The following is a 23,594-nucleotide window of genomic DNA, read 5'->3' as shown; positions in this document are numbered from 1 at the left end:
TCACTTGGGGTCGAGGGTCACGAGGAGTTGCCCGTCGGCGCTGCGCACCTCGTAGCGGTCGATCTCGGCGGGGTGCATGGAGGAGCCGCCCGTCATGGTGGACACCCGGTCGTCGTGGTCCCGCTCGGCCCAGGTGGTCACGGTCTGCTCGGATCCGTCCCTGCCGACGGCGACCAGCCGGCAGGAGCGCGGCCCGTCGGCGTCCTTCACCTGCAACTCGAGCGTGCTGCCCGAGTCCGTGTCCGCCGACTTCACCTGCGCCCACACACCCGACCGCGCGTCGGTGGCCGCGGTGACCTGCACGACGGGCGGGGCGTCATGAGCGGCGTAGGTCATGATGCCGGGGCCGGCGGTCGCGAGCACGACCGAGGCGGCGAGGCCGTAGAGAAGCCTGCGGCGCTTGGCCCGGTGCCGGCTCGCGACCTCGGCGAGCAGCCGGTCCAGCAGCCGGGGACCGGGATGGGCCATGGGGTGCACGAAGCGCGGCGTGGCGCTGCGATACAGCATCAACTGCCGTGCTGTGGGGCCGAATTCGGACACGTGTGCCGCGCAGCGAGGGCACTCCATGAGGTGGTCCTCGAAGCGGAAGGCCTCCGCCTCGTCCAGCACGCCGAGCGCGTACGCGCCGGCGTCGCGATGCCTTTCCAGGGACCTCATGCCGAATCCTCGTGCCTATGGGTGCGGGTGGGGTTACTCATTGCTCCTTGCTCCCACCCGTACGCACCCGGCAGCCGATTCACTCAAGGCGTGCACAGAATCGTAATCAACGGATTCGGAGCGGCCGGGGCCGCGGATTGGTGCTGAATCAAAAAAGATGGATGGCGAGATGTCCGAGGGGCAGACCGAGCCGCCAGGCCGGGGTCCACACCTTCGGCCCGTCGTCCTCGCCGAACACCGAACCGCCGCCGGGCACCGCGTCCAGGTCGGGCGCGAGCAGCTCGGTCTCCTCCAGCCAGCGCCAGGCCGCCGTGGCCAGATCCAGGTCCGGGGAGGGCCCGCCCGACTCGAACGCCTCGGCGGCCAGCCCGGCCATACGTTCGCTCACCCAGTCCTGCCACGGCTGGTCGTACGCCGTCAGTGAAAGCCAGTTCTCCAACTGGGACACGACCCGGATGCCCGACAGTTCGCCGTCCGTGTCGGAGAGGAAGATCGTCAGCGCCAGCGCGTCCCGGCCGGCCCGGAACTCGAAGGACGTCGGTGGCATGAGATCGCCGGTGCGCAGCAGTTCGTCGGCGATGTACTCGGCGTACAACCAGGCCATCGGGACCGCCAGTTCCCCGCTCCCGGCCCCGTCCGTGCTCTCTTGACCTCTGTGCAGCATCCCGTCCTGCCTTCCTCCGATGCGCGCGTGGCCCCGACCCCGGGTCCGTCCCTCTCCCGGTGCGGAACACGGATGAAGACAGCTGATTGCTCAAACATGGTCCTCAGCAAGGCGCTTTACCGAGGTTTGACCTGATGTAGGTTTCATCGCAGATCGGATGCGTAACCGGGCAGGACCCGGCGCAGGGCGCGCAGCGCGTAGTACGCCCGCGACTTCACGGTACCGGGTGGAATCCCGAGGATCTCGGCGGCTTCCGCAACACTCGCCCCTTGGAAATACACCAGCACCAGGACTTCACGGTGTTCCGGGGTGAGAGTCTTCACAGCCTCCCGCACGTCGAGCGTCGCTGCGGCGCGTTCGGCGTGGTCGCCGGCGGCCCGGGTGTTCTCCAGGACGGCGTCGTGGACCTCGGGCGGCCGCGCCTGCCGGGCCCGGCGCGCGTCGATGGCGAGCCGCCGCCCGACGGTCAGCAGCCAGGGCAGTACGGAGTCGAAGTCGTCGGCGCGCAGTGCCTCGGGGTGCTGCCAGGCGCGGACCAGGGTCTCCTGCACGAGGTCCTCGGCCCGTTGCCGGTCCCCGTCGCTGAGCCGCAGCAGCAGCGCGAAGAGCGGGCGGCCGTGCTCGCGCTGGAGGGCGGCTAGCTCATGCTCGGCGGTCGTCGTCCCGTGGGGAAGGGTGGTTCCGGCCGTCATGGGCGTATGGCATCGCAGGGCCGGGCCGGGGGACAGGGGGCGCACAGGGAAGTGCGACGGACGGTCGATCGCGTCGGCGAACGGTGCGACGAACGGTCCGTCACACCCCGTACCCGACCCGGATGGGTCAATCGGGGCGCCTGAGTTGTTTGCGACCCCTCCTGGATTCGTACCCATTGATCTGTAAATCGGACAAGGCTTGCGACTCTGGGGTGCTCCTGATGATCAATCGCAGACGCCAGGCGGCCCTGGCCCTGACCGCCCTGCTCGCCACCGCAGCCGCCTGCCAGAACCAGGTACGGCAGGAACATGCCGCCCCGCCCGGCAACCCGGCACCGGCCGTGCCCGCCTCCGGCGGCTTCACTCTCGTCGCCTCCGGTGACGTGATGCCACAGAACTCCGCGATCGACCACGCGAACTTCGACGCCGGCGGCAACGGCCACGACTTCGGCCCGATGCTCGCCGGCGTCGAACCCGTCGTCGCCCACGCCGATGTGGCGCTCTGTCATCTGGCGACCGTGGCCGACGCGGACGGCGGGCAATCCGGCCCGTCCGGCGTGACGTCCCCGCCACAGCTCGCGGCGGGCCTGGCCGCCACCGGTTACGACGGCTGCTCCACCGCCTCCGACCGGGCCCTCGACGACGGCGCCGGAGGCGTCCAGCGCACCCTGGACGCCCTGGACCGGGCGGGCCTGCGGCACGCCGGCACCGCCCGCACCGAGGCGGAGGCGGGCGCCGTCACCCTGCTCTACGCGGGCCGCGCCAGAGTCGCCCACCTGTCCTACACCTTCGACGTCAACGGCAACACCCTGCCGCCCGGACAGCCCTGGGCGGTCAACCTCCTCGACGAGAACCGCGTCCTCGCCGACGCCCGCGCCGCCCGGCAGGCCGGCGCCGACGTGGTCGTCCTCTCCGTGCACTGGGGCACCGACGGACAGGACGCCCCCGACCAGCAGCAGCTCACCCTCGCCAAACGGCTCACCGCCGCCCGGACCGGCGGCCGCCCCGACATCGACCTGATCCTCGGCACCCACGCCCACATCCCGCAGGCGTACGAGAAGGTCAACGGCACCTGGGTGGTCTACAGTCTCGGCGACCAGCTCGCCGGCGAGCTGTACAACCGCCAGGGCCACCAGGACCCGCGCGGCAACGAATCCACCCTCGCCCGCTTCACCTTCACCCCGCCCACCCGCCCCGGCGGCCGCTGGGAGGTGGCCAAGGCCGAGTTCATCCCTCAGCTGTACGACCTCGACTCCGGCCGGGTCGTCGACCTCAACGCTGCCATCGACCAGGGCGCCGACTTCACCGCCGTACGCGACAGCATCCGGGACGTGGTGCTCAGCCGCGGAGCCGCCAAGGACGGGCTGGTGATGGGGGAGTAGCGGCGGTCACTCGACGTCGACGTGGTCGAACGTCCTCAGCAGCTGCTTCAGCACCCGTACGCACGCCGTGATCTCGGCGTCGGTCAGATCGCCACCGACCTGCCGGTTCAGCGCGTGCTCGCGGGCGAGGATCGCGGTGATCGTGGTGCGGCCCTCGGCCGTGAGCCGGATCAGGGAGGAGCGCTGGTGTGCCGGGTTGGGGACGACCTCGGCCCAGCCGCGCGCCACCGCGTCGTTCACCATGCGCTGCACGAACTGCCGGCTCAGCGCCATGATCCGGCCCATCTGGGGCACCGTCATGGGCTCGTACCGGCGCAGCAGGTCCAGCACGGAGCGCACGCCGACGGAGGCGCCCTCGATCTGCTCGCCCTGCTCGATCTTGCGGAAGGCGCGCCGGTAGAGGGGGCCGATGAGGTCGTACACCTCGGTGATGCGCTCGCCCAGCTCGTCGGGGGCGAGGGGCTTGTCGTTGTCGTTCACCCGGCCATCATGCACCGAGCCATTGCGACAACCGGGGTGTCAAAGTCATCATGACAACTCGGTTGTCAAACCCTGCTCGAGATGACACCTTGGTTGTCATGAATGGTGCTGCGGACGTCCGCTTCTTCCCGTCCTCCGACGGCGACCTGGCCTACCTCGACACCGGCTCCGGCGACCCGGTGGTCCTGCTCCACCCCGGATACGTCGACCACCGCTTCTGGGCCGGACAGATCCCGGCCCTCGCCGCCGGGTACCGGGTGATCGCCCCGGACGTGCGCGGCCACGGTTCCTCCGCCAACGCGAGCAAGCCGTTCCGCTGGGCCGACGACCTCGCCGAACTGCTGCGCCACCTCGGCGCCGGGCCCGCGGTCCTGGCCGGCGTGTCGATGGGCGGGGTGATCGCCACCGACACCGTGCTGGAACATCCCGAACTGGTCAGGGCGGTGGTCACCTGCGGCGCCGTCACCGGCGACTTCCAGTACACGGATCCATGGCACCAGGAGCTCCAGGCCGAGTACGCCCGCACGCTGGCCGCCGGTGACATCGAGGGCTGGCTCGACGCCTTCGTGCGTGTGGCGTCGGGCGAACACCGCGACCTCGACGCCTTCGACCCGGAGATCGCGCGCCGGCTCCGGGAGATGGCCCGCCACACCCTCTCCAAGCACGCGCCCGGCGAGACGGACTGGCATGTGCGGGTGACCGACTCCTGGCCCCGGGTGCCGAAGATCGACGTCCCGGTGCTCACGATCAACGGCAGCCTGGAGCCCGCCGATCTGCTCGCCGCCGCCGACCGCCTGGCCCGCGCGGTCCCCGACGGCCGCGCCGAGATCGTCGAGGGTACGGACCACTACCCGAACCTGGAGAAGCCGGAGATCTTCAACTCGATCCTGCTCGGCTTCCTGCGCAGCCTCTAACGCCCGGCCAGCCGGGACCTCTTGTACGAGTAGCCGAAGTAGATCACGCACCCGATCACGAACCAGATCGCGAACCGCACCCAGGTCTGCCACTTCAGGAACGTGATCAGCCAGACCGAGAAGACGACACCCAGCGCCGGCACGAACGGCATCCACGGCGTACGGAAGGTGCGCGGCAGTTCCGGCTGCCGGTAGCGCAGCACGATCACCGCCGCGCACACCACCACGAACGCCAGCAGGATGCCGATGTTGGTGAGTTCGGCGGCCTCGCCGATCGGCACGAAACCGGCGAGGAGGGCCGAGGCCACCCCGACGATCCAGGTCACCCGCGTCGGCACATGCCGAGTCGGGTGCGTCTTCGCGAACCAGGCCGGCAGCAGTCCGTCCCGGCTCATGCTGAACCACACACGGGTCACGCCCAGCATGAACGTGAACATCACCGTGAGGATGCCGATGATCGCGCCCACCGCGATCACGTCCGCGAGCCCGCTCAGCCCCACCGACTTGAACGCCGTCGAGAAGCCGCTCTCCGGATCGATGTCCTTGTAGTTCTGCATGCCCGTCAGGACAAGACAGGCCGCCACGTACAGCACCATGGAGATCGCCAGCGAGTAGATGATCGCCTTCGGCATGTGCTGCTGCGCGTCCCGCGACTCCTCGGCCGCCGTGGACATCGCGTCGTACCCGAAGACCGCGAAGAACACCGTGGCCGCACCTGTGAACGCCCCGCCGACACCGAAGGGGAAGAAGGGGTGGTAGTTCGCCGAGTTGATGTGGAACACACCGACGCCGATCACCATCAGCACCACCAGCACCTTGAGCACCACCACGACCGTCTCGAACCGGGCCGCGCTACGGATACCGAGGTTGAGCAGATAGGCGATCAGCAGGCAGAGCACGGCGGCGAACAGATCGACCCGGTGGCCGGCCCCGGAGCCGGGCGCGCCCAGCATCCACCGCGGCAGCTCCGCGCCCATCTCCGCGACCAGGAAACCGAAGTACCCGGAGATGCCGATCGCGACCACCGCCACGATCGCCGTGTACTCCAGCAGCAGGTCCCAGCCGATGAACCAGCCCGCGAACTCGCCCAGTACCGCGTAGCCGTAGGTGTACGCCGACCCCGCCTTCGGGATCAGCCCGGCGAACTCGGCGTACGACAGCGCGGCGCAGGCGCTCGCCACACCGGCGATGAGGAAGGAGACCAGGACCGCCGGTCCCGCCGTGCCGTGGGCGACCGTGCCGGCGAGGGTGAAGATGCCCGCGCCGATGATGCCGCCCACGCCGATCGCGGTCAGCTGCCACAGCCCGAGCGATCTGTCGAGCCGGGTCCCCTCGCTGACCTCGGTCTCCTCGATGTGTTCGATGGGTTTGCGACGGAGAATTCCTTCACCCATGCGGAGTTTGGCCATGTGCCTCACCTCTTCGCCGATCGCGAACGGCTGACGGCGGATCATGATGGCTCAGGGGCGTCACGGACGGAAGACGCCACGCACGCTCCCGGCCCAGCCGGGCACCCAGGTCCGGGCCGCCGGGCGGGGCGGCCGGGTGCCGTCGAGACGGGCACGCAGGGCGACGAGCGCCGGGTGCGGGTTGGCGGCCGCCCACAACAGGGAGTGCGGGTAGACGGGGGTCGGGTCGAGCAGCGGGATACGGCGCAGGTCGTAGCCGGCCGGCCAGACCAGCCGGGTCTGCTCACCGACCAGCGTCGCCAGGGTGTCGGAGCCGGCGACCGCCTCCTGCACCGCCCCGGTGAAGTTGGGGCCCGAGGAGTCGATGGTGAGGCCGAACTCGGCGGCGAGGGAGGCGTAGTAGGCGGCCCACTCGGTGCCGTCCACGAGGCCCGGCATCCAGATCCGGTGCCCGGCCAGCTCCCCGGGCGAGACCGAGCGGCGGCCGGCCAGGGCGTGCCCCGGGCCGGTGAGCAGCTGCACCGGCTCGTCGTACACACGGGCCGCCTCGACGCCCCTGGGCAGTGGCCGGCCGGGCATGGCGACGGCACGGAAGGACGCGTCGATCGCACCGGAGCGCAGTGCGGTGAGCGCCGAGTCCACGTCGAAGAGCGTGACGACGTCCAGGGCGATCTCCGGGTGGGCCTCGTGGAAGCCGCGCAGCAGCGCCGCCGGGGCGAGCCGCGCGCCGATCACATCGACCCGCAGGGCGCGCCGCCCGGACCGGACGGAGGCGGTCGCGCGCTCCTCGGCCAGCAGTAGCTCGCGGGCGTGCGGCAGAAAGGTCCGGCCGTCGGCGGTCAGGTCGGCGCCCCGGGCGGTACGGGTGAACAGCCGCACCCCCAGTTCCTTCTCCAGCGTCGCGATCCGCTTGGAGACGGCCTGCTGGGTGACCGCCAGCACCGCGGCGGCTTCCTGGAACTGTCCCGAGTCGGCGACCGCGACGAAGGTGCGTACGGCTCTGAGGTCCACGCCCGCCACCGTACAACCGCTGGTTGTGGCAGGTGGCCCATGAGTTGTTTGATTCGGCGGCCACCTGCACGTTTTCATGTCCCGGGGCAACGGGAGGTTGTGCATGGGGCGGCGGTTCGGGTGGCTGTGGGCCGCGTACTCGGTGAGTGCGCTCGGCACCTTTCTCGCCTTCGACGCGTTCTCGGTGATCGCGGTCATCGCGCTGCAGGCCGGGCCCGCCGAGGTGGCGCTGCTCGCCGCGACCGGGCCCGCCGTGGGCGCGGTCGCGGCGGTGCCGCTGGGGCCGTGGGTGGAGTTCCGGTGCAAGCGGCCGGTGATGATGGCGATGGACCTGGTCCGGTTCGCCGCGCTGCTGACCGTCCCCGCCGCCTACGCGCTCGGCGGGCTCGGCCTCGGTCAGCTGCTGCTGGTCTCGGTGCTCGTGGCAGCGGCCGACATCACCTTCAACGCGGCCTCCGGCGCCTTCCTGAAGAGCCTCGTACCCGCGGACCGTCTGCTCACCGCGAACGCGCGGTTCGAGTCCTCGAACTGGACCGCGCTGGTCCTCGGACCGCCGCTCGGGGGTGCCGCGATCGGCGTGTTCGGCCCGGTCACCACGGTGGTGGCGAACGCCGTCAGCTTCCTGCTGTCGGCGTTCGGCATCCGGGCCGTCGGCGGCGGCGAGCCCCGCCCCCGGCGCACGACCTCGGAGCGCCTGCGCGCCGCCGACCTGCTCGACGGCTGGCGGCACATCCTCGGCAGCCCGGAGCTTCGGCCGCTGTTCTTCAACAACCTCGCCGGCAACGCCCTGATCATGGTCGCCGCGCCGCCGCTGGCCGTCCTCATGCTCGGCCCGCTCGGCTTCGCCCCCTGGCAGTACGGCCTCGCTTTCGCCGTGCCCTGCCTGGGCGGCCTCCTCGGCTCACGGATGGCCCGCCCGCTGGCGGCCCGCTACGGACAGCGGCGGATGTTGCGCACCGCGGCCACCCTTCGCACCGTCTGGCCCCTCGGGCTGGCCTTCGTCCGGCCCGGGCTTCCCGGCCTGCTACTGGTGATGATCCTGGAGTTCGGGGTGATCACCTGCTCGGGCGTCTACAGCCCGCTGTACGCCACCCGCCGCCTGGAGTGCACCCCCAACGACCGGGTCGCCCGCACCCTGTCCGCCTGGTCGATCACCGGCAAGGCCACCACGGCCGCGCTCACCGCCTTGTGGGGCCTGCTGGCCGGCCTCACCGGCCCCCGCACCGCCATCGCCGTGGCCGGTGTCCTGCTCATGGCGACCCCGGTCCTACTCCTCAGGGAGCCCCGGAAGGCGGCTACGGTACGACCGTCACCGGCCACCGTCCCGCCTTCACCAGGCGGATCGCCACCGAGCCGATGAACCGGTGACCGGCCTGCTCTGAGGCGCCCACCACCACCGCGTCCGCCTTCAGTTCGTCGGCCGCCTTCACCAGGCCGCTGTAGGCATCCCCGCGGAAGGTGTGGAACTCCCAGCGCACCTCGAATATCCCCTTGAGCCGCTCGGTCGCCTCCCTGACCTGGGCGACCAGTTCCTCCGCGATCTCGTCGGTCGTCTCCGCCACCGGCGCCCCGAGCGCCGCTCCGGCCGCCAGGACCGGCTGCACGTACACCACGGCGAGCAGCGCGTGCTGCCGCCGGGCCAGACCACCGGCGTAGGAGGCCGCGCGCCACGAGGAGTCCGAGCCGTCCACACCGACCACGATGACCTTGGGGCCGTCCGTGCCCCGCTCGAACTGGTGTTGTTCCGCCACGGTCCGAGGCTATCGGAGATCGCGGGTCCCCCAGGTACCCGGGGTCACTCGACGGGCGAGCCGGGCAGGGCCTTCCTACAGTCGGAACATGAGTGCCGCCGTCGAGCCCGCACCGGGGAAGGAGACCGCGGGCCCGCCGCGCCCGCCCGGCGGCGGGCGGCTGACCTGGGTGCCGGAGGCCTTCGGAACCTTCTTCGCTGCCCTCGCCCTGCTGTGCGCCCTGCTCTCCTTCATCGCCCCGCTGCGTGTGCTGCTCCGCCCGGTCGTGCACTTCCTCGACGCCGTCGTGGTGCCCGTCAGTCCCAACCTGGCCTACGCCGTCTTCCTGTTCCTGCTCGGCGGCGCCACCGCCGCCCGCAAGAAGGTCGCCTGGTGGCTGGTGGTGACCTACCTCGGCCTGCTGGTGCTGGCGGACATCCTGACGGTCGTCTTCGGCTTCGACTGGGACCCCTTCAGCTCACTGCTGGTGTGCGCCCTCGCCCTGGCCCTGCTGATCGCGGCCAGGCGGGAGTTCTACGCCGCCTCCCGCCGGGCCGCCGTACGCCGGGCCCTCGCCGTACTGCTCGTCGGCCTGCTCGTGGCGATCCTGGCCGGCTGGGGCCTGGTCTCGCTCTTCCCCGGCTCGCTCCCGCACGGTCAGCACCTGGCCTGGGCGGCCGACCGGGTCTGCGGCGGCCTGGTCTCCGGCGGCAGCTACGGCGGCCATCCGCCCCGATTCGTCGCCTTCCTCCTCGGCCTCTTCGGCGCCCTCGCCCTGCTCAACGCCGCCGCCACCCTGTTCCGTTCACAGCGCCTGGAAGCCGCCCTGCACGGCGACGAGGAGGCTCGCATCCGCGCCCTCCTCAAGGCCTACGGCGACCGGGACTCCCTCGGCTACTTCGCCACCCGGCGTGACAAGGCCGCGGTCTTCTCGCCCAGCGGCAAGGCCGCCGTCACCTACCGGGTCGAGGCCGGCGTCTGTCTGGCCAGCGGCGACCCCGTCGGCGACCCGGAGGCCTGGCCGCACGCCGTCGCCGCCTGGCTCGACGTGGCCCGCCGGCACGCCTGGGTCCCCGCGGTGATGGGCGCCTCCGAGGACGGCGCCAAGGCCTACGTCCGTGCCGGGCTCGGCGCTCTGCAACTCGGCGACGAGGCGATCCTGCACGTCGCCGGCTTCGACCTGGGCGGCCGGGAGATGAGGGTCACCCGGCAGGCCGTCAACCGGGTCCGGCGCACCGGCGCCACCACCCGTGTGCGCCGGCACGCCACCCTCAGCGAGGCGGAGATGGAGGAGGCCGTCGACAAGGCCGACGCCTGGCGCGACACCGAGACCGAGCGCGGCTTCTCCATGGCCCTGGACCGGCTCGGCGACCCCGCCGACGGCGACTGCCTGCTCGTCGAGGCCCTCTCCGAGGACGGCCGGCTGCTCGCCCTGCTCTCCTTCGTGCCCTGGGGCGGCGACGGAATCTCCCTCGACCTGATGCGCCGTGACCGCGCCGCCCCCAACGGGGTCGTGGAGTTCATGGTCGCCGACCTGTGCGCGGCCGCCCCCAAACTGGGCGTCCGCCGCGTCTCGTTGAACTTCGCCGCCTTCCGCTCGGTCTTCGAGGAGGGCGCCCGCGTCGGTGCCGGACCGGTGCTGCGCCTGTGGCGCCGGCTGCTGCTGTTCTTCTCCCGCTGGTGGCAACTGGAGGCCCTGTACCGCTCCAACGCCAAGTACCACCCCGAGTGGTACCCGCGCTTCATCTGCTACGGCGAGACGGCCTCCCTCGCCCGTATCGGCCTTGCCTCCGGAATCGCCGAAGGCTTCGTGTCCGTACCGTCCTTGCGCAAACTCTGGGGAAGGGGGCACCCGAGGACCGGACCGCGGCCCGTCGAGGCGCCGCAGTCCTCACCGGTGCCCGGTCTCGACGGAGGGGACGAGGCCGGGCCCGGCGCACCGGACGCGGGCCTGCCGGACCAGTTCCGCGTCCGCCGTCAGAAACTGGACCGGCTGCGGGCGGCGGGCGTCGACCCCTACCCGGTGGCGACCGTACGGCCCACCCGCGCCCTCGCCGACGTCCGCGACGGCGAGACGGTCACCGTCGCCGGGCGGATCATGCTGGTCCGCGACTTCGGGGGCATCGTCTTCGTGACCCTGCGCGACTGGTCCGGCGACCGCCAACTCGCCCTCACCCGGGCCGAGTCGGGCCCCGCAATGGGCCGCTTCACCGCCGACACCGACATCGGCGACCAGATCACCGCCACCGGCCGGGCGGGCCGCAGCGACAAGGGCGAGCCCACCGTCTTCGTCACCGACTGGCAGCTCACCGCCAAGTGCCTGCGGCCCCTGCCCGACAAACACCGGGGCCTCGCCGACCCCGAGGCCAGGGTCCGCCGCCGCTACCTCGACCTCGCCACCAGCCCCGCCGCCCGAGCCGTCGTGCGCGCCCGCTCCACCGGGGTACAAGCCCTGCGCCAGGGCCTCCTCGACCGCGGCTACCTGGAGGTCGAGACCCCGATGCTCCAGCAGATCCACGGCGGCGCCAACGCCCGCCCGTTCACCACCCACATCAACGCCTACGACCTCGACCTCCACCTGCGCATCGCCCCCGAGCTCTATCTGAAGCGGCTGTGCGTCGGCGGCCTGGACAAGGTCTTCGAACTCGGCCGCACCTTCCGCAACGAGGGCGTCTCCTACAAGCACAACCCCGAGTTCACGATGCTGGAGGCCTACCAGGCGTACGCCGACTACGACGTGATGCTCGACCTCGCCCGCGAACTGATCCAGGGCGCCGCGAGCACCGCCTTCGGCTCGCCGGTGGCCCGCAGGGACGGGCGGGAGTACGACATCTCGGGCAGCTGGCCGGTCAAGACCGTGTACGGGGCGATCTCCGAGGCGCTGGATGAGGAGATCGGCCCCGGCACCGAACTGCTGCGGCTGCACCGCCACTGCGACCGGACCGGGGTGCCGTACACCGCCGACGACGGGCCCGGGGACATCGTCCTGGAGATGTACGAGCGGCTCGTGGAGGAGCGGACCCAGCTGCCCACCTTCTACAAGGACTTCCCGACCAACGTCTCCCCGCTCGCCCGGCAGCACCGCACCGACCCGCGGCTCGCCGAACGCTGGGACCTGGTGGCCTTCGGCACCGAACTCGGCACCGCCTACTCCGAGCTGACCGACCCCGTCGAACAGCGCCGCCGGCTGACCGCCCAGTCGCTGCTCGTCGCCGGCGGGGACCCCGAGGCGATGGAGCTCGACGAGGACTTCCTCGACGCCCTCGAATACGCGATGCCGCCCACCGGCGGGCTCGGCATCGGCGTCGACCGGCTGGTCATGTTCCTCACCGGTATGACGATCCGGGAGACGCTGCCCTTCCCGCTGGTCCGCCGCCGCTGAGGCCCCCCTGGTCCGGGACTCGCCGCCGCTTCCGCGTACTTGACCGTTTCTTTCCGTAACGTCCGTTCGCTGGTCCGTGCGGGTGTTTTCGCACCGCCGCACCGGTGTCTTAGTGGTGCGCCCAAGCCCGGCCGGGCGACTGATGAGTCATGGAGAAGGATCAGTTGTTCACCCGGCGCCGGCTGCTGCTCGCCGGCGCCGCCGCTGTGGGGGCCGCGGGCACCGCGGGAATCGTGCTGGCGAGCGGCGGCGAGAAAGCGGCGGGCACCGTGGGCCCGGCCCCCGGACCGCCGCCCCGCCAGGCGCTCAAGTCCTCCGCCTTCCGGCTCCAGCCGCTCACCGGATACGGCCCGCCGTCCACCGTGCCGCGCAGCCTCAAGGTCCGCAAGGAACCCATCCTGCGGATCTCCGGACGCGGCAGGCGCATGATGCTCACCTTCGACGACGGGCCCAACCCGCTCTACACCCCGCACATCCTGGACACCCTCGCCAAGTACGACGTGCGCGCGATGTTCTTCCTGTGCGGGGAGTGCATCGTCGAGAACCGGGAGCTGGTGGCGCGCATGGCCGCCGAGGGCCATGTCGTGGGCAATCACACCTGGACGCATCCGCTGCTGACCGCCATGAAACGCCGTGAGATCCGGGACGAGATGGAGAGCACGAGTGACGTCATCGAGGACACCTACGGCGAGCGCCCCCAGTGGTTTCGCGCCCCGTACGGCGCCTGGAACCGCGCGGCCTTCCAACTCGGCGCCGAGATGGGCATGGAGCCCATGGCCTGGACGGTGGACAGCACCGACTGGACGACCCCGGGCACCCGCACCATCGTCGACACGATCGAGGAGGGCGCCGCGCCCGGCGTCGTGGTCCTCTCGCACGACGCCGGGGGTGACCGCTCGCAGAGCGTCAAGGCCCTTCGGGAGTATCTGCCCTATCTGCTGGACAACGGCTACCACCTGACCGTGCCGGGCCGCCGGACCTGAACCGGATTCGGCCCGTTGCCGCGAACGGGCCATCGCCCGCCCGGCTGGGCCGCCTCAGCGGGCCTCGACCAGGCGGGCGAAGACCACGACGTTCCCGTCGTAGCCGTTCTGCTTCGAGAAACCGCCGCCGCAGGTGATGACCCGCAACTCCGGCGTGCCCTTGGAACCGTAGACCCGGTCGCCGGGGAAATCGGCCTTCGCGAAGACCTCGATGCCGTAGATCTCGAACACCGCCGTCTTTCCGTCGGTGCGGTCGATCTCGACCCGGTTGCCCTTCTTCAGGGATCCGAGACCGTAGAACACCGCAGGGCCCTTCGCGTTGTCGACATGGCCGACGATCACGGACGTGCCCGTTTCGCCGGGCGAGACGCCCCCGGTGAACCAGCCGGCCAGGTTCGGGTCGTCCGGCGGCGGTGCCCCGACCCAGCCGTCCGCGTCCAGACCCACCGACATCACGGGTGCGTCGACCCGGATCGCGGGGATCCTGATGCGGTTCGCCGCCGAGAACGGCAGCGAGGCGGGCGCGGTGGCGAAGGTGTCCGGGACCGTGCTACGGCTGTCCGCGGCGGCGGCCGAGGCCGGCTGCGGCGGACCGACGTCGAACTCTCCCGAGCCGTTGCGGATGAGCGCCAGACCGGTCAGCAGAACAAGCGCTATCACGCCCCAGGGGGCACGCTTCCTCCGCCGCTCCTCCTCTTCGGCCAGCTCGGAAAGTTCGGACGCAGACATTCGCCATCCCCTCTCGACGCGGCCGCCGCGATGTCCGTATCGCGCATGGGAAAACGCTAAGTCCCGCGCGCGCGAGCGGCGACGGGGCGACGGGCGAACGGGTGGTCCGCGCGCGTTCCGGTGCGCCATCCGAGTTGCCGTTCTCAGGATTTTTCTGACGGTCCGTGACCTGCGGCAATATCCGATTGTGTGCTTTTCCCTCGGCGTGTCCCCTCACCAGGACGGACCATTCTCGAAATGCGGGCGTGTTCCCAGCATCTGAGGGTCTATTCGGGAGGTGCTTTCTCGCCGATCGACCGGGGACGGTTCCCGGGGCGCCTTCCGCGGAGGAAGAGATGCGAAACTCACGTGCCCTTGCGGCAGCGTGCACAGTGGTCGCCGTTCTCGGAGCTGCCGCCCCCATGGCCGCCGCGGACGGCATGGGCAACGGGGGCGGCCCGGCCAATACCCAAGCGCCGGTCGTCGGTGGGACCGGCGTCGCCCCCGGGACCGGTGTCGCCCCTGGGGTCGGTGTCGCCCCTGGGGTCGGTGTCGCCCCTGGGGTCGGCGTCGCCCCCGGAGTAGGCGTCCCCGGGTTCGGCGTAGGCGGATTCGGCCGGGGCGGGGACGGTCGCGGTGACCGGGGCCGGGACGAGTTCCGTGGCCGGGGCCGGGACGAGTTCCGTGGCCGGGGCCGGGACGAGTTCCGTGACCGGGGCCGGGACGAGTTCCGTGACCGGGGCCGGGACGAGTTCCGTGGCCGGGGTGACGACGGGCGCTTCGACGACTTCGGCGGCCGGGGTGACGACGGGCGCTTCGACGACTTCGACGACTTCGGCGGCCGGGGCGAAGGGGCGCGCGACATCATCGCCCAGCCCAGGGCGATCACGAGCCGTGCCCGCCTCACCGTCACCGTCGACGACTGCCGCCACGGTGAGATGACCTCCCGCGCCTTCCGGACGACCTCGCTTTTCCCGTTCGGCGGAGACATGGCGCGCGGTGTCGCCACCATCGAACGGGACGCCCGCCCCGGCCCGTACGACCTGACCGTCCGCTGCGACGGCCGGACCTTCACCCGGCCGTCCGCGTTCTTCGTGATCGGCGGGGTCAGGGGCGGCGTCGGCGGCAGCGTCTCCAGCGGGGCCACCCCGGCCGACATGGCGATCGGCGGTGGACTGGTGGGCACGGCCGTGCTCGCCGGCTGCGGTTTCTGGCTCCGCCGTCGGCACGAGAAGCGGTTCTGACCCGTGCGGGCCGTCTTCGCCCCTCCCGCGCGCGGGGCCGGGGCGGAGACCCGCGCGGTCGAGCGGCGGGCCGGGAGGTGATCAGGTGCCGCCCTCGCCGCTCTCACCGGCCCGTCGGCGTGCGAGGCGGTACGCCGTGCCGACCGAGCCCACGACGAGCGCCGCGCCGAGGCCGATCTCCTTCAGGTCGAACCCGCCGATGCTGCCGCCCGCACCGGCCCGCACACCGCGCTCGGGCGGGAGGGGCTGCGGATTGAGTTCCTCACGTCCGTCGGTGCCGCTGTCCGATTGCCCGTCGGTCCCGCCGCCGGTACGGCCGTCCGTGCGCCCGTCGGCGGCCCCGTCCGTACCGCTGTCGCCCTGCCCGTCCGAATGGCTGCCGGCGATGCTGAGTTGGGCCGACCCCCTCGTGCCGTCGCAGTCGCACGTCACCCGGTACGAGGTCTGTGATCTCGCGTGCCGGTCGACCGTGGCCGTCACCGAGTCCCGTCCCGCCGGGATCCGGACCGTGCCGAACACGTCCGAGGTGACCGTCGCGGCGCCCCGGCAACCGTCACCGCGGTTCAGTTGCAGGCTGACCCGGCTGCCGGCCGAGACGGTGGACGGCGTGACGTGGAAGCCGAAGGAGGTGTCCCGGCCGCCGGCCCGGCCCCCGTCGCCGTTGTCGTCCGTGAGGGCGGCCGGGGCGCCGAGGACGAGGGCGCCGACGCCGAGCAGTGCGGCCGAAGCGACGCGTATCGCGTGCACGGTGGTTCCTCCGGTCCCCGAGGAGCTGCCCGCGGATCTGTTCCGCTCGTGCTGGAAATGCACCTCGGTGATCGGAACGCTAGGAACATCCGTACACGCGCGCGAACGCAGTCGCGCGAACGGGGGAAGCGAGGGGGCCGACCGGGGGATGTGGATACGGCACCCGGGGGACATCCGCGCGGCGTGATGTCCCCATGGATGGCCCCGGCGTCCGGGAGCCCTAACCCCTGATGTGCGGGAAGAGGTTCAGGAAGGGCTGTGCCGTCGCTGTGATGCCCCGGCTGTAGGGTTCGTCGAAGTCCCAGATCAGGAACAGCATGAAGGCGATGGTCGCGGAGAACAGCCCCGCCAGGATCAGTTCGCGCCGGGTGCGCCTGATCTGCAGCGCGAAGACCATGCCGACGGTGACCACGGCTCCGGTCAGCAGCCCGAACCACACCACGTTCGGCATGGTCGCCCCGGTCGAGTCGGCCCGGGCGCTGCGCGACTGGTCCAGAGCGGCCACCTGGTCCACCAGCGGCTGGTAGGCCTGCGCCTGGAAGTCGGTCTTCGGCTGGTAGTCGGTGACGTCCTGACGGATCGTCGCGAGCAGATCGGCGCCGCGCTGGGTGAGACGGCCGCGGTCGGCCATCTCCTTCCATTCCTTGTCGACGACCTGCCGGGCGTAGGTGTCGACGTCCGCCCGGATCCGGTCACGGACGTCGGGCGGATACACCCGTACCCGTTCATAGATCTCGTGCAGCGCCTGCGCCTCCGCCTGCACATGGTCCTCGGCGGCACTGCGGGCCTCCCACACCCCGGCCACCGCCAGGCCGAGGACGATGGCGTAGATGACGCCGATCCACATGGTCATGTACTCGATGACGTCCGGCGTCTCGGAGGGATCCTCGTCCTCCCCCGCCGTCTTGTGCCGTACGAGGGTGATGACGACCACCACGGCACAGGCCGCGAGCATCGCGAGGACGAGAACAAGCCAATCCGGCAACGGAAGCCTCCAGGAAGCAGTGGGCCGACGTCAGCGCGCACGGAACGCGGCGACGGCGATGATCGCGGGTACGGCGATGAGCAGGACGTAGGTGACCGTGGAAGTGCGGTTCGGGGCCGTCGTGCCGGTCGACTGGATGCGGTGGGGCGGGTAGGTCACCGGGGTCGGTGAGGGCCGCGGGGTGGGCTTCGGTGGCGGTGGCGGGGTGGGCGTCGGCCTCGGCTTGGGCTGTGGAGGCGGTGGCGGGGTGGGCGTGGGCTGGGGGGCCGGCGCCCGCCGGGGTGGCGGCGGTGGTGCCGGGGCCGGCGGGGTGGTCCGCGGCGGCTTCGGTGTGGGCTTGGGCGTGGGGGTCGGCTTCGGAGTCGGTGGGGGCGTCGGAGTGGGGCTGGGCGTGGGCGTCGGTGGTGGGCAGGGCGTCGGTGTGGGGGGCGGGCAGGGCGGGGGAGTGGGCCAGGAGCCGCCGGCGACGGCCACCGCTTGAATGCCGTCGGGGCCCGTCGAGGCGTAGGCGCAGGCGTCGGCCGACGCCGTGCCGACCGGGCAGCCCACCAGGGTCCACGTGAGTGTCAGCAGAGCCAAAACCCTTGGGACGGGCGCGAGTCGGGTCGCTTCGGGTGCATGCACGACCGAGATCATGTGGCGTCGGGTGCCGTCGTACGCCGGAGTGCGGAGGAATTGGCCCTAACGGGGGACAGTTGGCGTAAATCGGTTTGAATCACATGGCCCGTTGAGTGGCTCGAAGCGTACGCCCGTGCGGGATGCGAACCGAGCGCACAGCGATCCGAAAGAATTCCGTGCGGCGGTTGAACACTCCGGCCCCCGGCATCCGTACCTGGTGTCGTGCGGCGGCGCACAGGCGCTGCAATATCCAGGCGATTATGGGGAGTTGAAGATGAAGAGCTCCTGGAGGAGCGCCTCACTGGTGGCCACGGCCGCGGGCGTGCTGGCATTGACGACGGGATGCGGTCAGGACAATGTGACCACTCCGTCCTCGGCGGCCCAGAACGTGGGTGCCACGGCCCCGGCCGGTGTCGGCAGCGTGGGCAGTGTGACCAGCCCCTCCACCGGTGCGGGCAACGGTTACGGCGCGGACGGCAGTCAGGCCTCCGGTTCTCCTGCCACGGTCCAGCCCGCGGGCAAACTGACCGTCGCCGGCAACCCCGATCTGGGCAAGGTGCTGACCGACGGCGGCGGCCTCACCCTCTACCGTTTCGACGCGGACACCGCCAATCCCCCCAAGTCGAACTGTGACGGCGACTGCGCCATCACCTGGCCGCCGGTGCCCGCCGCCGACGCCGCGGCCGGCGAGGGCATCGACAAGGCGCTGCTGGGCGAGGTCACCCGCACCGACGGCACCAAGCAGCTGACCGTCGGCGGCTGGCCGGTGTACCGCTACGCCAAGGACGTCAACGCCGGTGACGTGAACGGCCAGGGCGTGGGCGGCAAGTGGTTCGCCCTGGCCCCCGACGGCAAGAAGGCCACCCTGGCCGACCTGCCCGGCCTGTCCGTCCGCAAGGACGCCAAGCTCGGTGACATCGTCGTCGACAAGAACGGCATGACGGTCTACCGCTTCATCAAGGACAAGGCATGGCCCAAGTCCGTCTCCAACTGCACCGGCGAGTGCCTGACGAAGTGGCCGGCTGTCACCGAGGTCGCCGCGAACGACACCAAGGGCATCGAGAAGAAGGGCCTGATGGGCTTCACCCGGTCCGACAACGGCCAGAAGCAGATGACGGTCAACTGCTGGCCGATCTACACCTTCTCCGGTGACGCGAAGGCCGGAGACACCAACGGTCAAGGTGTCGGCGGCACTTGGTACGCCGTCTCGCCCGCAGGAAAGCTGGTCGGCGCGCCGAGCCAGTAAGGGATCACCTCCCCAGGGTTGATCGCCCCGCCCAAGTCCACATTCGCGCATCGCGGGAGGGAGGGCAGCGGCCGGCGAGAGTCCCGGACGACAGCACAACGGCGCACGACCGCCCGCCCCCTCCACACCGCACGGAGGGGGCGGGCTCCTGTGCTTTGCAATGCACCCGCATCCGGCGGAATACCCCAACACCCCCAAAGCGCACACCGAATTCCCAGGCAGTGACCGGGAACGGACGGTCAATTTCCGTTTCCGCTCGCCCTGTTCGCGGGCGATCAGTAGCCTCTGCTCGAACACCGGATCGCCTCAGCCTTGGAGAGATACATGGAGCGTCCCGCCTGGGCCCCACGGAGCATCGACATCTCGGTGCCGAGCGTTTCGCGTATCTACGACTACTACCTGGGCGGTTCGCACAATTTCGAGGTCGACCGGGAAGCGGCCCGCAAGGCGATGAGGTACCTGCCGGGCCTGCCCAAGGTCATGCAGGCCAACCGCGCCTTCATGCGCCGCGCCGTGCGCTACGCCGTGGGCGCCGGCATCCAGCAGTTCCTGGACATCGGCTCCGGCATCCCCACCTTCGGCAACGTCCACGAGGTGGCGCAGACGGCGCACCCCGGCGCCCACGTGGTGTACGTCGACCACGACCCGGTGGCCGTGGCCCACAGCGAAGCCGTGCTCGCGGGCAACGAGCAGGCGGACGTGGTCGCCGCCGACCTCCGCAAGCCCCAGGAGATCCTGTCGAGCCCTCAGGTCGGGCGCCTCATCGACTTGAATCGGCCAGTCGCCTTGCTCCTCGTTGCCATACTGCACTTCGTGGAAGACGCGGACGACCCGTACGGGACAGTGGCACAACTGCGCGAAGCACTCGCGCCCGGCAGCCTGTTGATCCTCACCCATGCCTCGTACGAGGGAATCCCGCTGTCACCCGAGCGGGCCGAGGGCGCGGTGGACGTATACAAGGACATTCGCAACCCGCTCATCATGCGCTCGCGGGACGAGATCGCAAGGTTCTTCGAGGGGTACGACATGGTGGAACCCGGACTGGTGCCGATGCCGCACTGGCGGCCGGAGTCGGCGCCGGAGGACGAGGATCCGTATGCCTTCTCCGGATTCGCCGGCGTGGGGATCGCGGCGTGATGGCGGAGCCGGACGGACCGGAGGACAGACTGCGCCGGTTCGCGACGATCTGGAGCCGGGCGGTGTTCCCGGTGACCTCGACGTCCCTGACCCGTCCGGAGTTCGAGGAGCAACTCCTCCCGCTGGCCCGCCGGTTGAGCGAGGTGCTGCTGGCGCACGGCTTCGAGGCCGAGGAGGCCCGGCAGGTGGGGGCCGCGCTGGTCGACGCGCACTGCACCGACCCCGAGGCGCTCACCCGCACCCTTGACTGCGTCGACGCCTACCTGGTCCTGTACTGCGGTGCGGACGGCCCCCAGGACGAGCTGCGGATGCGTTCCTCGCGGATCCAGCACGCGATGGCCGCAGGCTTCGCCCAGGCGCTGCGCGAGCGCACGCTGGCCGAGCAGGAGGCCATCGCGCAGGCCGCGTTGCGTGCCCAGGGCGTGGTCGCGCAGGCGCTGCATGCCAGCGAGGCCCGCTTCCGCGCCGTCTTCGAGGGCGCGGCGATAGGAATCGGCATCGCCGATCTGGAGGGCAACGTCCTCCAGGTCAACGGTGCGCTGCTGCGCATGTTCGGCGGCTCCGAGCAGGCCGTGCGCGGCCGCAAGGTCATGGAGTGGGCGCATCCCGAGGACGCGCCCCAGACCTGGCGGCTCTACGAGGAGCTGGTGCGCGGCGACCGCGAGCACTACCACGTCGAGAAGGCCTTCAACCGCTCCGACGGAACGGTCCTGTGGACCAACCTGACCGTCTCCCTCCTCCGAGACGCGGACGGCGACCCGCAGTACCAGCTGGCCCTCATGGAGGACACCACCGAGCGCCGGCTGCTCAATCTGCGGCTGCGCTACGAGGCCACCCATGACGCGCTCACCGGCCTGCCCAACCGCACGCTGTTCTTCGAGCGACTGGAGAAGGCCCTGGCCGCCGGTGAGGGCCAGCGCTTCGGGCTGTGCTACCTCGACCTGGACGGTTTCAAGACCGTCAACGACAGTCTCGGCCACTCGGCCGGCGACCGGCTGCTGGTGGAGGTCGCCGACCGGCTGCAGTCCTGCGCGACCGCGCCCGGCGAGATGGTCGCCCGGCTCGGCGGTGACGAGTTCGTGGCGCTGACCACCGGCCCCGGCACCCAGCGCGAGGTGGACGAGCTGGCCGATCGCATCATGAACGCCCTCGTCACCCCGATCAGCGTCGACGGCCGCGAACTCATGGTCCGGGGCTCCATCGGCATCGTCGAGGGCCCGGCGGGCGAGCGCACCCCGGCCGAGGTGCTGCGCAGCGCCGACATCACGATGTACCGGGCCAAGTCGGCGGGCGGCAACCGCTTCGAGCTGGCCGACCCGGAGGCCGACGCCCGGGCCATCACCCGGCACGGCCTGACCACCGCGCTCCCGGCGGCCCTGGACCGGAACGAGTTCTTCATCGAGTACCAGCCGCTGGTCCACCTCGGCGACGGCAGCGTGCGAGGCGCCGAGGCCCTGGTCCGCTGGCTGCACCCGCAGCACGGCGTCCTCGGCCCGGACCGGTTCATCCCGCTCGCCGAACACACCGGCCTGATCGTCCCGTTGGGCCGCTGGGTCCTGGAGGAGTCGGTCCGCCAGGCCCGCGAATGGGGAGAACGCTACGGCGAGGAATCCAGCGCCGGCCCGCTGCGGATCAACGTCAACCTGTCCCCGTGCCAGCTCACCCACCCCGGTCTGGTCCAGGACACGGTGGACATCCTGGAGCGGATCGGAGTGGCCCCCGACGCCCTCTGCCTGGAGGTCACCGAGTCGGCCCTGATCGGCGCCGACGACGACCTCCTGAAACCGCTGCGGCGCCTCGCCGAGATGGGCGTCGACATCGCCCTGGACGACTTCGGCACGGGCTACTCCAACCTCGCCAACCTCCGCCGCCTGCCGGTGAGCATCCTCAAACTGGACCGCTCCTTCACCCAGAGCATGCAGCAGTTCCCGGCGGACCCGGTCGACCTCAAGATCGTGGAGGGCATCGTCTCCCTGGCCCACAGCCTGGACCTGGCGGTCACGGTGGAGGGCGTGGAGACGGCGGCCCAGGCGGAACAACTCCGGATACTGGGCTGCGACACCGCCCAGGGCTGGTACTACGCCCGTCCGGGCCCGCCGGAGCGACTGCACGACCTGGCGCTGGTGGACGCGACGGGCTGACCCGGCGTCCGTTCGGGGGCCCTCAGTCGAGGTGGAAGACCTCCTCGGCGGGGGCCCACCACTCGCCCTCGGCCACGGTGTCCAGCGGCTGCTGACAGGGGTCGGTCAGCGCCCACCACTCCCGTGTCACCGGGTCGGCTGCGATCTGCGCGGTGTCGGCGGCGTAGTCGCTGCCCGTGTACTCCAGGTAGCTGAACAGCAGTCCGTCCCGCAGGAAGATCGAGTAGTTGCCGATGTTGGCACGCTTGAGGGCCGCGAGCACGCCCGGCCAGGCGGCGGCGTGCAGCGCGCGGTACTCCGCCTCCTTCTCCGGGCGCAGGCGGATGACAGCCGCGTAGCGACGCATTCTGCTCACCTCTCTCAGGTACGGGGCCGGTCGGCTCCGGGGCCGGGATGGATCAGCTTCATCCGGCAGGCAGGACCCTAAGGATCTGATCCTTCCCGCGCAACGGTTCGGACAGATGTCTCCTATGGGCGCTATCCGCCGCCTCAACAGCCTCGGGAATCCAGTTCTGTTCGGCATCTTCCCTACACATGACGCGGATGCCATAGTGACCACCGCCGATGAACCTGATTAATCCGAACGCGGAGGAGGGGTACACCGTGTCCGATCCGTCACCGGGCTCCGGCGGTCCCTACCGGCCAGGGTACGAACTGGTCGCGGAACAGCTGCTGGAGTACATCGCCGGGCAGAAGCTGCGACCGGGCGACCGGCTCCCCACGGAGGCGGGCCTGGCCGAGATCCTGGGCGCGTCCCGCAACGTCACCCGTGAGGCGGTCAAGGTCCTGGCCGCCATCGGCCGGCTGAGCGTACGGCGGGGCGCGGGCATCTTCGTCGCGGAGGCGTCCGGCGGACTGGTGGACGACCATCTGGCGCACTTCCGGCCGACGAGCATGGAAGACGTCCTGATGCTCCTGGACTACCGCACGGTGATCGAGTCGGAGACCGCCCGCCGGGCCGCGACCCTCGCCACCCCCATCGAGGTCCGCACCATCCGCGAGGGCGCCCGCAGTTCGCTGACGGCGGCCCAGCAGCAGGACGGGCACGCCTTCGCCCGGGCCGACGAGGCCTTCCACGACGCGGTGGGCGCGGCCTCGCACAACGTCTTCCTGAGGTCGAGCGTCGCCGGCGTACGGCGTCTGGCCTCGCAGTCCGACGTGCTGCTCTTCCACGGCGACGCCCCGGGCTCGCTGGAGGTCGCAGCACGCCAGCATCTCGCCATTGCCGAGGCGGTCGCCGCGGGGGAGGCCGATCTCGCAAGCGAGTTGATGGTGGAGCACATCGCCACCACGCAGAGCCAGTTCGAGCGGAAGATCCGTGACCGGCTGTTCAACCTCGGTGACCGCGCCGCCCCCGGGGCGTCCACGCGGCCGTCGGCGGACACCGGCCCCGGGGACTCCTCGCTGCCCCCGCGGACGTCGGCGTCGTAAACCGGCATCGCACGGGCGCCGATCGACGTCCCG

At 71.1% G+C, this 23,594-nt stretch carries 23 protein-coding genes; 10 read left to right on the top strand and 13 right to left on the bottom strand.

What is annotated here, in order from left to right; translation table 11 throughout:
• The 3 genes from ABZ396_RS23920 to ABZ396_RS23910 all read right to left on the bottom strand — a co-directional run bounded on the left by ABZ396_RS23920 (position 1) and on the right by ABZ396_RS23910 (position 2,013).
• Positions 1-657 (bottom strand): zf-HC2 domain-containing protein, encoded by a 657-nt coding sequence (locus tag ABZ396_RS23920; RefSeq protein ID WP_358916936.1) that lies wholly within the window; start codon positions 655-657, stop codon positions 1-3.
• A gap of 148 nt (positions 658-805) precedes the next feature.
• Entirely contained in the window at positions 806-1,321 is a 516-nt protein-coding gene (locus ABZ396_RS23915) for a hypothetical protein (protein WP_358916935.1), read from the bottom strand.
• A 143-nt stretch (positions 1,322-1,464) separates the two neighbouring features.
• Complete coding sequence (locus tag ABZ396_RS23910) at positions 1,465-2,013, bottom strand: sigma-70 family RNA polymerase sigma factor (RefSeq protein WP_358916933.1); 549 nt, start codon at positions 2,011-2,013, stop codon at positions 1,465-1,467.
• 221 nt (positions 2,014-2,234) lie between these two features.
• Here ABZ396_RS23910 and ABZ396_RS23905 point away from each other — a divergent pair, with 221 nt between their 5' ends.
• Complete coding sequence (locus tag ABZ396_RS23905) at positions 2,235-3,395, top strand: CapA family protein (protein ID WP_358916931.1); 1,161 nt, start codon at positions 2,235-2,237, stop codon at positions 3,393-3,395.
• Positions 3,396-3,401: 6 nt separating this feature from the next.
• Here the strand turns inward: ABZ396_RS23905 and ABZ396_RS23900 are convergent, their stop codons facing one another.
• A complete protein-coding gene (locus tag ABZ396_RS23900) occupies positions 3,402-3,875 on the bottom strand; it encodes a MarR family transcriptional regulator (protein WP_358916929.1) in 474 nt (157 codons plus the stop codon).
• Between the two features lie 98 nt (positions 3,876-3,973).
• Between ABZ396_RS23900 and ABZ396_RS23895 the strand changes: the two genes are divergently transcribed.
• Complete coding sequence (locus ABZ396_RS23895; protein ID WP_358916927.1) at positions 3,974-4,789, top strand: alpha/beta hydrolase; 816 nt, start codon at positions 3,974-3,976, stop codon at positions 4,787-4,789.
• Here ABZ396_RS23895 and ABZ396_RS23890 read toward each other — a convergent pair.
• Both ABZ396_RS23890 and ABZ396_RS23885 read right to left on the bottom strand, forming a co-directional pair.
• Positions 4,786-6,198 carry an amino acid permease gene (locus tag ABZ396_RS23890; protein ID WP_358916925.1) on the bottom strand — a complete coding sequence of 471 codons (1,413 nt, stop codon included), beginning with the start codon at positions 6,196-6,198 and terminating at the stop codon, positions 4,786-4,788. The two genes, ABZ396_RS23895 and ABZ396_RS23890, sit on opposite strands and share 4 nt — an antisense overlap.
• A gap of 60 nt (positions 6,199-6,258) precedes the next feature.
• A complete protein-coding gene (locus ABZ396_RS23885; RefSeq protein ID WP_358916923.1) occupies positions 6,259-7,209 on the bottom strand; it encodes a LysR family transcriptional regulator in 951 nt (316 codons plus the stop codon).
• Between the two features lie 103 nt (positions 7,210-7,312).
• Here ABZ396_RS23885 and ABZ396_RS23880 point away from each other — a divergent pair, with 103 nt between their 5' ends.
• Complete coding sequence (locus ABZ396_RS23880) at positions 7,313-8,569, top strand: MFS transporter (RefSeq protein ID WP_358916921.1); 1,257 nt, start codon at positions 7,313-7,315, stop codon at positions 8,567-8,569.
• On the opposite strand, the gene ABZ396_RS23875 is transcribed toward ABZ396_RS23880, so the two are convergent.
• Positions 8,505-8,960 carry a universal stress protein gene (locus ABZ396_RS23875; protein WP_358916919.1) on the bottom strand — a complete coding sequence of 152 codons (456 nt, stop codon included), beginning with the start codon at positions 8,958-8,960 and terminating at the stop codon, positions 8,505-8,507. The genes ABZ396_RS23880 and ABZ396_RS23875 overlap by 65 nt on opposite strands.
• An 88-nt stretch (positions 8,961-9,048) precedes the next feature.
• On the opposite strand from ABZ396_RS23875, the gene lysX reads away from it, so the two are divergent.
• Entirely contained in the window at positions 9,049-12,321 is a 3,273-nt protein-coding gene (gene lysX, locus ABZ396_RS23870) for a bifunctional lysylphosphatidylglycerol synthetase/lysine--tRNA ligase LysX (protein ID WP_358916917.1), read from the top strand.
• 149 nt (positions 12,322-12,470) lie between these two features.
• Positions 12,471-13,304, top strand: a complete 834-nt coding sequence (locus tag ABZ396_RS23865; RefSeq protein WP_358916915.1) for a polysaccharide deacetylase family protein — start codon at positions 12,471-12,473, stop codon at positions 13,302-13,304.
• Between the two features lie 54 nt (positions 13,305-13,358).
• Here ABZ396_RS23865 and ABZ396_RS23860 read toward each other — a convergent pair whose 3' ends face one another.
• The gene (locus ABZ396_RS23860) at positions 13,359-14,033 is read right to left on the bottom strand and encodes a class F sortase (protein ID WP_358916913.1); all 675 of its coding nucleotides are present in this window, start codon (positions 14,031-14,033) and stop codon (positions 13,359-13,361) included.
• A gap of 344 nt (positions 14,034-14,377) precedes the next feature.
• Positions 14,378-14,944: a hypothetical protein gene (locus ABZ396_RS23855; protein ID WP_358916911.1), complete on the bottom strand. Its 567-nt coding sequence runs from the start codon at positions 14,942-14,944 to the stop codon at positions 14,378-14,380.
• Between the two features lie 6 nt (positions 14,945-14,950).
• Between ABZ396_RS23855 and ABZ396_RS23850 the strand changes: the two genes are divergently transcribed.
• The gene (locus ABZ396_RS23850; protein ID WP_358916909.1) at positions 14,951-15,256 is read left to right on the top strand and encodes a hypothetical protein; all 306 of its coding nucleotides are present in this window, start codon (positions 14,951-14,953) and stop codon (positions 15,254-15,256) included.
• Positions 15,257-15,337: 81 nt separating this feature from the next.
• On the opposite strand, the gene ABZ396_RS23845 is transcribed toward ABZ396_RS23850, so the two are convergent.
• The 3 genes from ABZ396_RS23845 to ABZ396_RS23835 form a co-directional block, all read right to left on the bottom strand.
• Positions 15,338-16,003 carry a hypothetical protein gene (locus tag ABZ396_RS23845; protein ID WP_358916907.1) on the bottom strand — a complete coding sequence of 222 codons (666 nt, stop codon included), beginning with the start codon at positions 16,001-16,003 and terminating at the stop codon, positions 15,338-15,340.
• Positions 16,004-16,223: 220 nt separating this feature from the next.
• Complete coding sequence (locus tag ABZ396_RS23840; RefSeq protein ID WP_358916905.1) at positions 16,224-16,988, bottom strand: DUF4239 domain-containing protein; 765 nt, start codon at positions 16,986-16,988, stop codon at positions 16,224-16,226.
• Between the two features lie 30 nt (positions 16,989-17,018).
• A complete protein-coding gene (locus tag ABZ396_RS23835; protein ID WP_358916904.1) occupies positions 17,019-17,147 on the bottom strand; it encodes a hypothetical protein in 129 nt (42 codons plus the stop codon).
• A gap of 733 nt (positions 17,148-17,880) precedes the next feature.
• Here ABZ396_RS23835 and ABZ396_RS23830 point away from each other — a divergent pair.
• From ABZ396_RS23830 to ABZ396_RS23820, 3 genes are all read left to right on the top strand, one after another.
• Positions 17,881-18,852 (top strand): SCO0930 family lipoprotein, encoded by a 972-nt coding sequence (locus tag ABZ396_RS23830; protein ID WP_358916902.1) that lies wholly within the window; start codon positions 17,881-17,883, stop codon positions 18,850-18,852.
• 324 nt (positions 18,853-19,176) lie between these two features.
• Positions 19,177-19,989: an SAM-dependent methyltransferase gene (locus tag ABZ396_RS23825; protein ID WP_358916900.1), complete on the top strand. Its 813-nt coding sequence runs from the start codon at positions 19,177-19,179 to the stop codon at positions 19,987-19,989.
• Positions 19,986-22,130, top strand: a complete 2,145-nt coding sequence (locus ABZ396_RS23820) for an EAL domain-containing protein (RefSeq protein ID WP_358916898.1) — start codon at positions 19,986-19,988, stop codon at positions 22,128-22,130. The genes ABZ396_RS23825 and ABZ396_RS23820 overlap by 4 nt, the downstream gene beginning before the upstream one ends.
• A gap of 22 nt (positions 22,131-22,152) precedes the next feature.
• On the opposite strand, the gene ABZ396_RS23815 is transcribed toward ABZ396_RS23820, so the two are convergent.
• Complete coding sequence (locus tag ABZ396_RS23815) at positions 22,153-22,476, bottom strand: L-rhamnose mutarotase (protein ID WP_358916896.1); 324 nt, start codon at positions 22,474-22,476, stop codon at positions 22,153-22,155.
• Between the two features lie 257 nt (positions 22,477-22,733).
• Between ABZ396_RS23815 and ABZ396_RS23810 the strand changes: the two genes are divergently transcribed.
• Entirely contained in the window at positions 22,734-23,561 is an 828-nt protein-coding gene (locus tag ABZ396_RS23810) for a FadR/GntR family transcriptional regulator (protein WP_358916894.1), read from the top strand.
• The last annotated feature ends 33 nt before the right edge of the window (positions 23,562-23,594 follow it).

Source organism: Streptomyces sp. NPDC005866, from assembly GCF_040629895.1.
In the GTDB taxonomy this organism is placed as follows: Bacteria; Actinomycetota; Actinomycetes; order Streptomycetales; family Streptomycetaceae; genus Streptomyces.
This window is presented reverse-complemented; position numbering and strand designations above follow the sequence as displayed.

Excerpts from the sequence above, each read along its gene's own strand:
- ABZ396_RS23920 (WP_358916936.1), bottom strand. The coding sequence starts at position 657 with ATGAGGTCCCTGGAAAGGCATCGCGACGCCGGCGCGTACGCGCTCGGC.
- ABZ396_RS23915 (WP_358916935.1), bottom strand. The coding sequence starts at position 1,321 with ATGCTGCACAGAGGTCAAGAGAGCACGGACGGGGCCGGGAGCGGGGAA.
- ABZ396_RS23910 (WP_358916933.1), bottom strand. The coding sequence starts at position 2,013 with ATGACGGCCGGAACCACCCTTCCCCACGGGACGACGACCGCCGAGCAT.
- ABZ396_RS23905 (WP_358916931.1), top strand. The coding sequence starts at position 2,235 with ATGATCAATCGCAGACGCCAGGCGGCCCTGGCCCTGACCGCCCTGCTC.
- ABZ396_RS23895 (WP_358916927.1), top strand. The coding sequence starts at position 3,974 with ATGAATGGTGCTGCGGACGTCCGCTTCTTCCCGTCCTCCGACGGCGAC.
- ABZ396_RS23890 (WP_358916925.1), bottom strand. The coding sequence starts at position 6,198 with ATGGCCAAACTCCGCATGGGTGAAGGAATTCTCCGTCGCAAACCCATC.
- ABZ396_RS23880 (WP_358916921.1), top strand. The coding sequence starts at position 7,313 with ATGGGGCGGCGGTTCGGGTGGCTGTGGGCCGCGTACTCGGTGAGTGCG.
- lysX (WP_358916917.1), top strand. The coding sequence starts at position 9,049 with ATGAGTGCCGCCGTCGAGCCCGCACCGGGGAAGGAGACCGCGGGCCCG.
- ABZ396_RS23865 (WP_358916915.1), top strand. The coding sequence starts at position 12,471 with ATGGAGAAGGATCAGTTGTTCACCCGGCGCCGGCTGCTGCTCGCCGGC.
- ABZ396_RS23860 (WP_358916913.1), bottom strand. The coding sequence starts at position 14,033 with ATGTCTGCGTCCGAACTTTCCGAGCTGGCCGAAGAGGAGGAGCGGCGG.
- ABZ396_RS23850 (WP_358916909.1), top strand. The coding sequence starts at position 14,951 with ATGACCTCCCGCGCCTTCCGGACGACCTCGCTTTTCCCGTTCGGCGGA.
- ABZ396_RS23830 (WP_358916902.1), top strand. The coding sequence starts at position 17,881 with ATGAAGAGCTCCTGGAGGAGCGCCTCACTGGTGGCCACGGCCGCGGGC.
- ABZ396_RS23825 (WP_358916900.1), top strand. The coding sequence starts at position 19,177 with ATGGAGCGTCCCGCCTGGGCCCCACGGAGCATCGACATCTCGGTGCCG.
- ABZ396_RS23815 (WP_358916896.1), bottom strand. The coding sequence starts at position 22,476 with ATGCGTCGCTACGCGGCTGTCATCCGCCTGCGCCCGGAGAAGGAGGCG.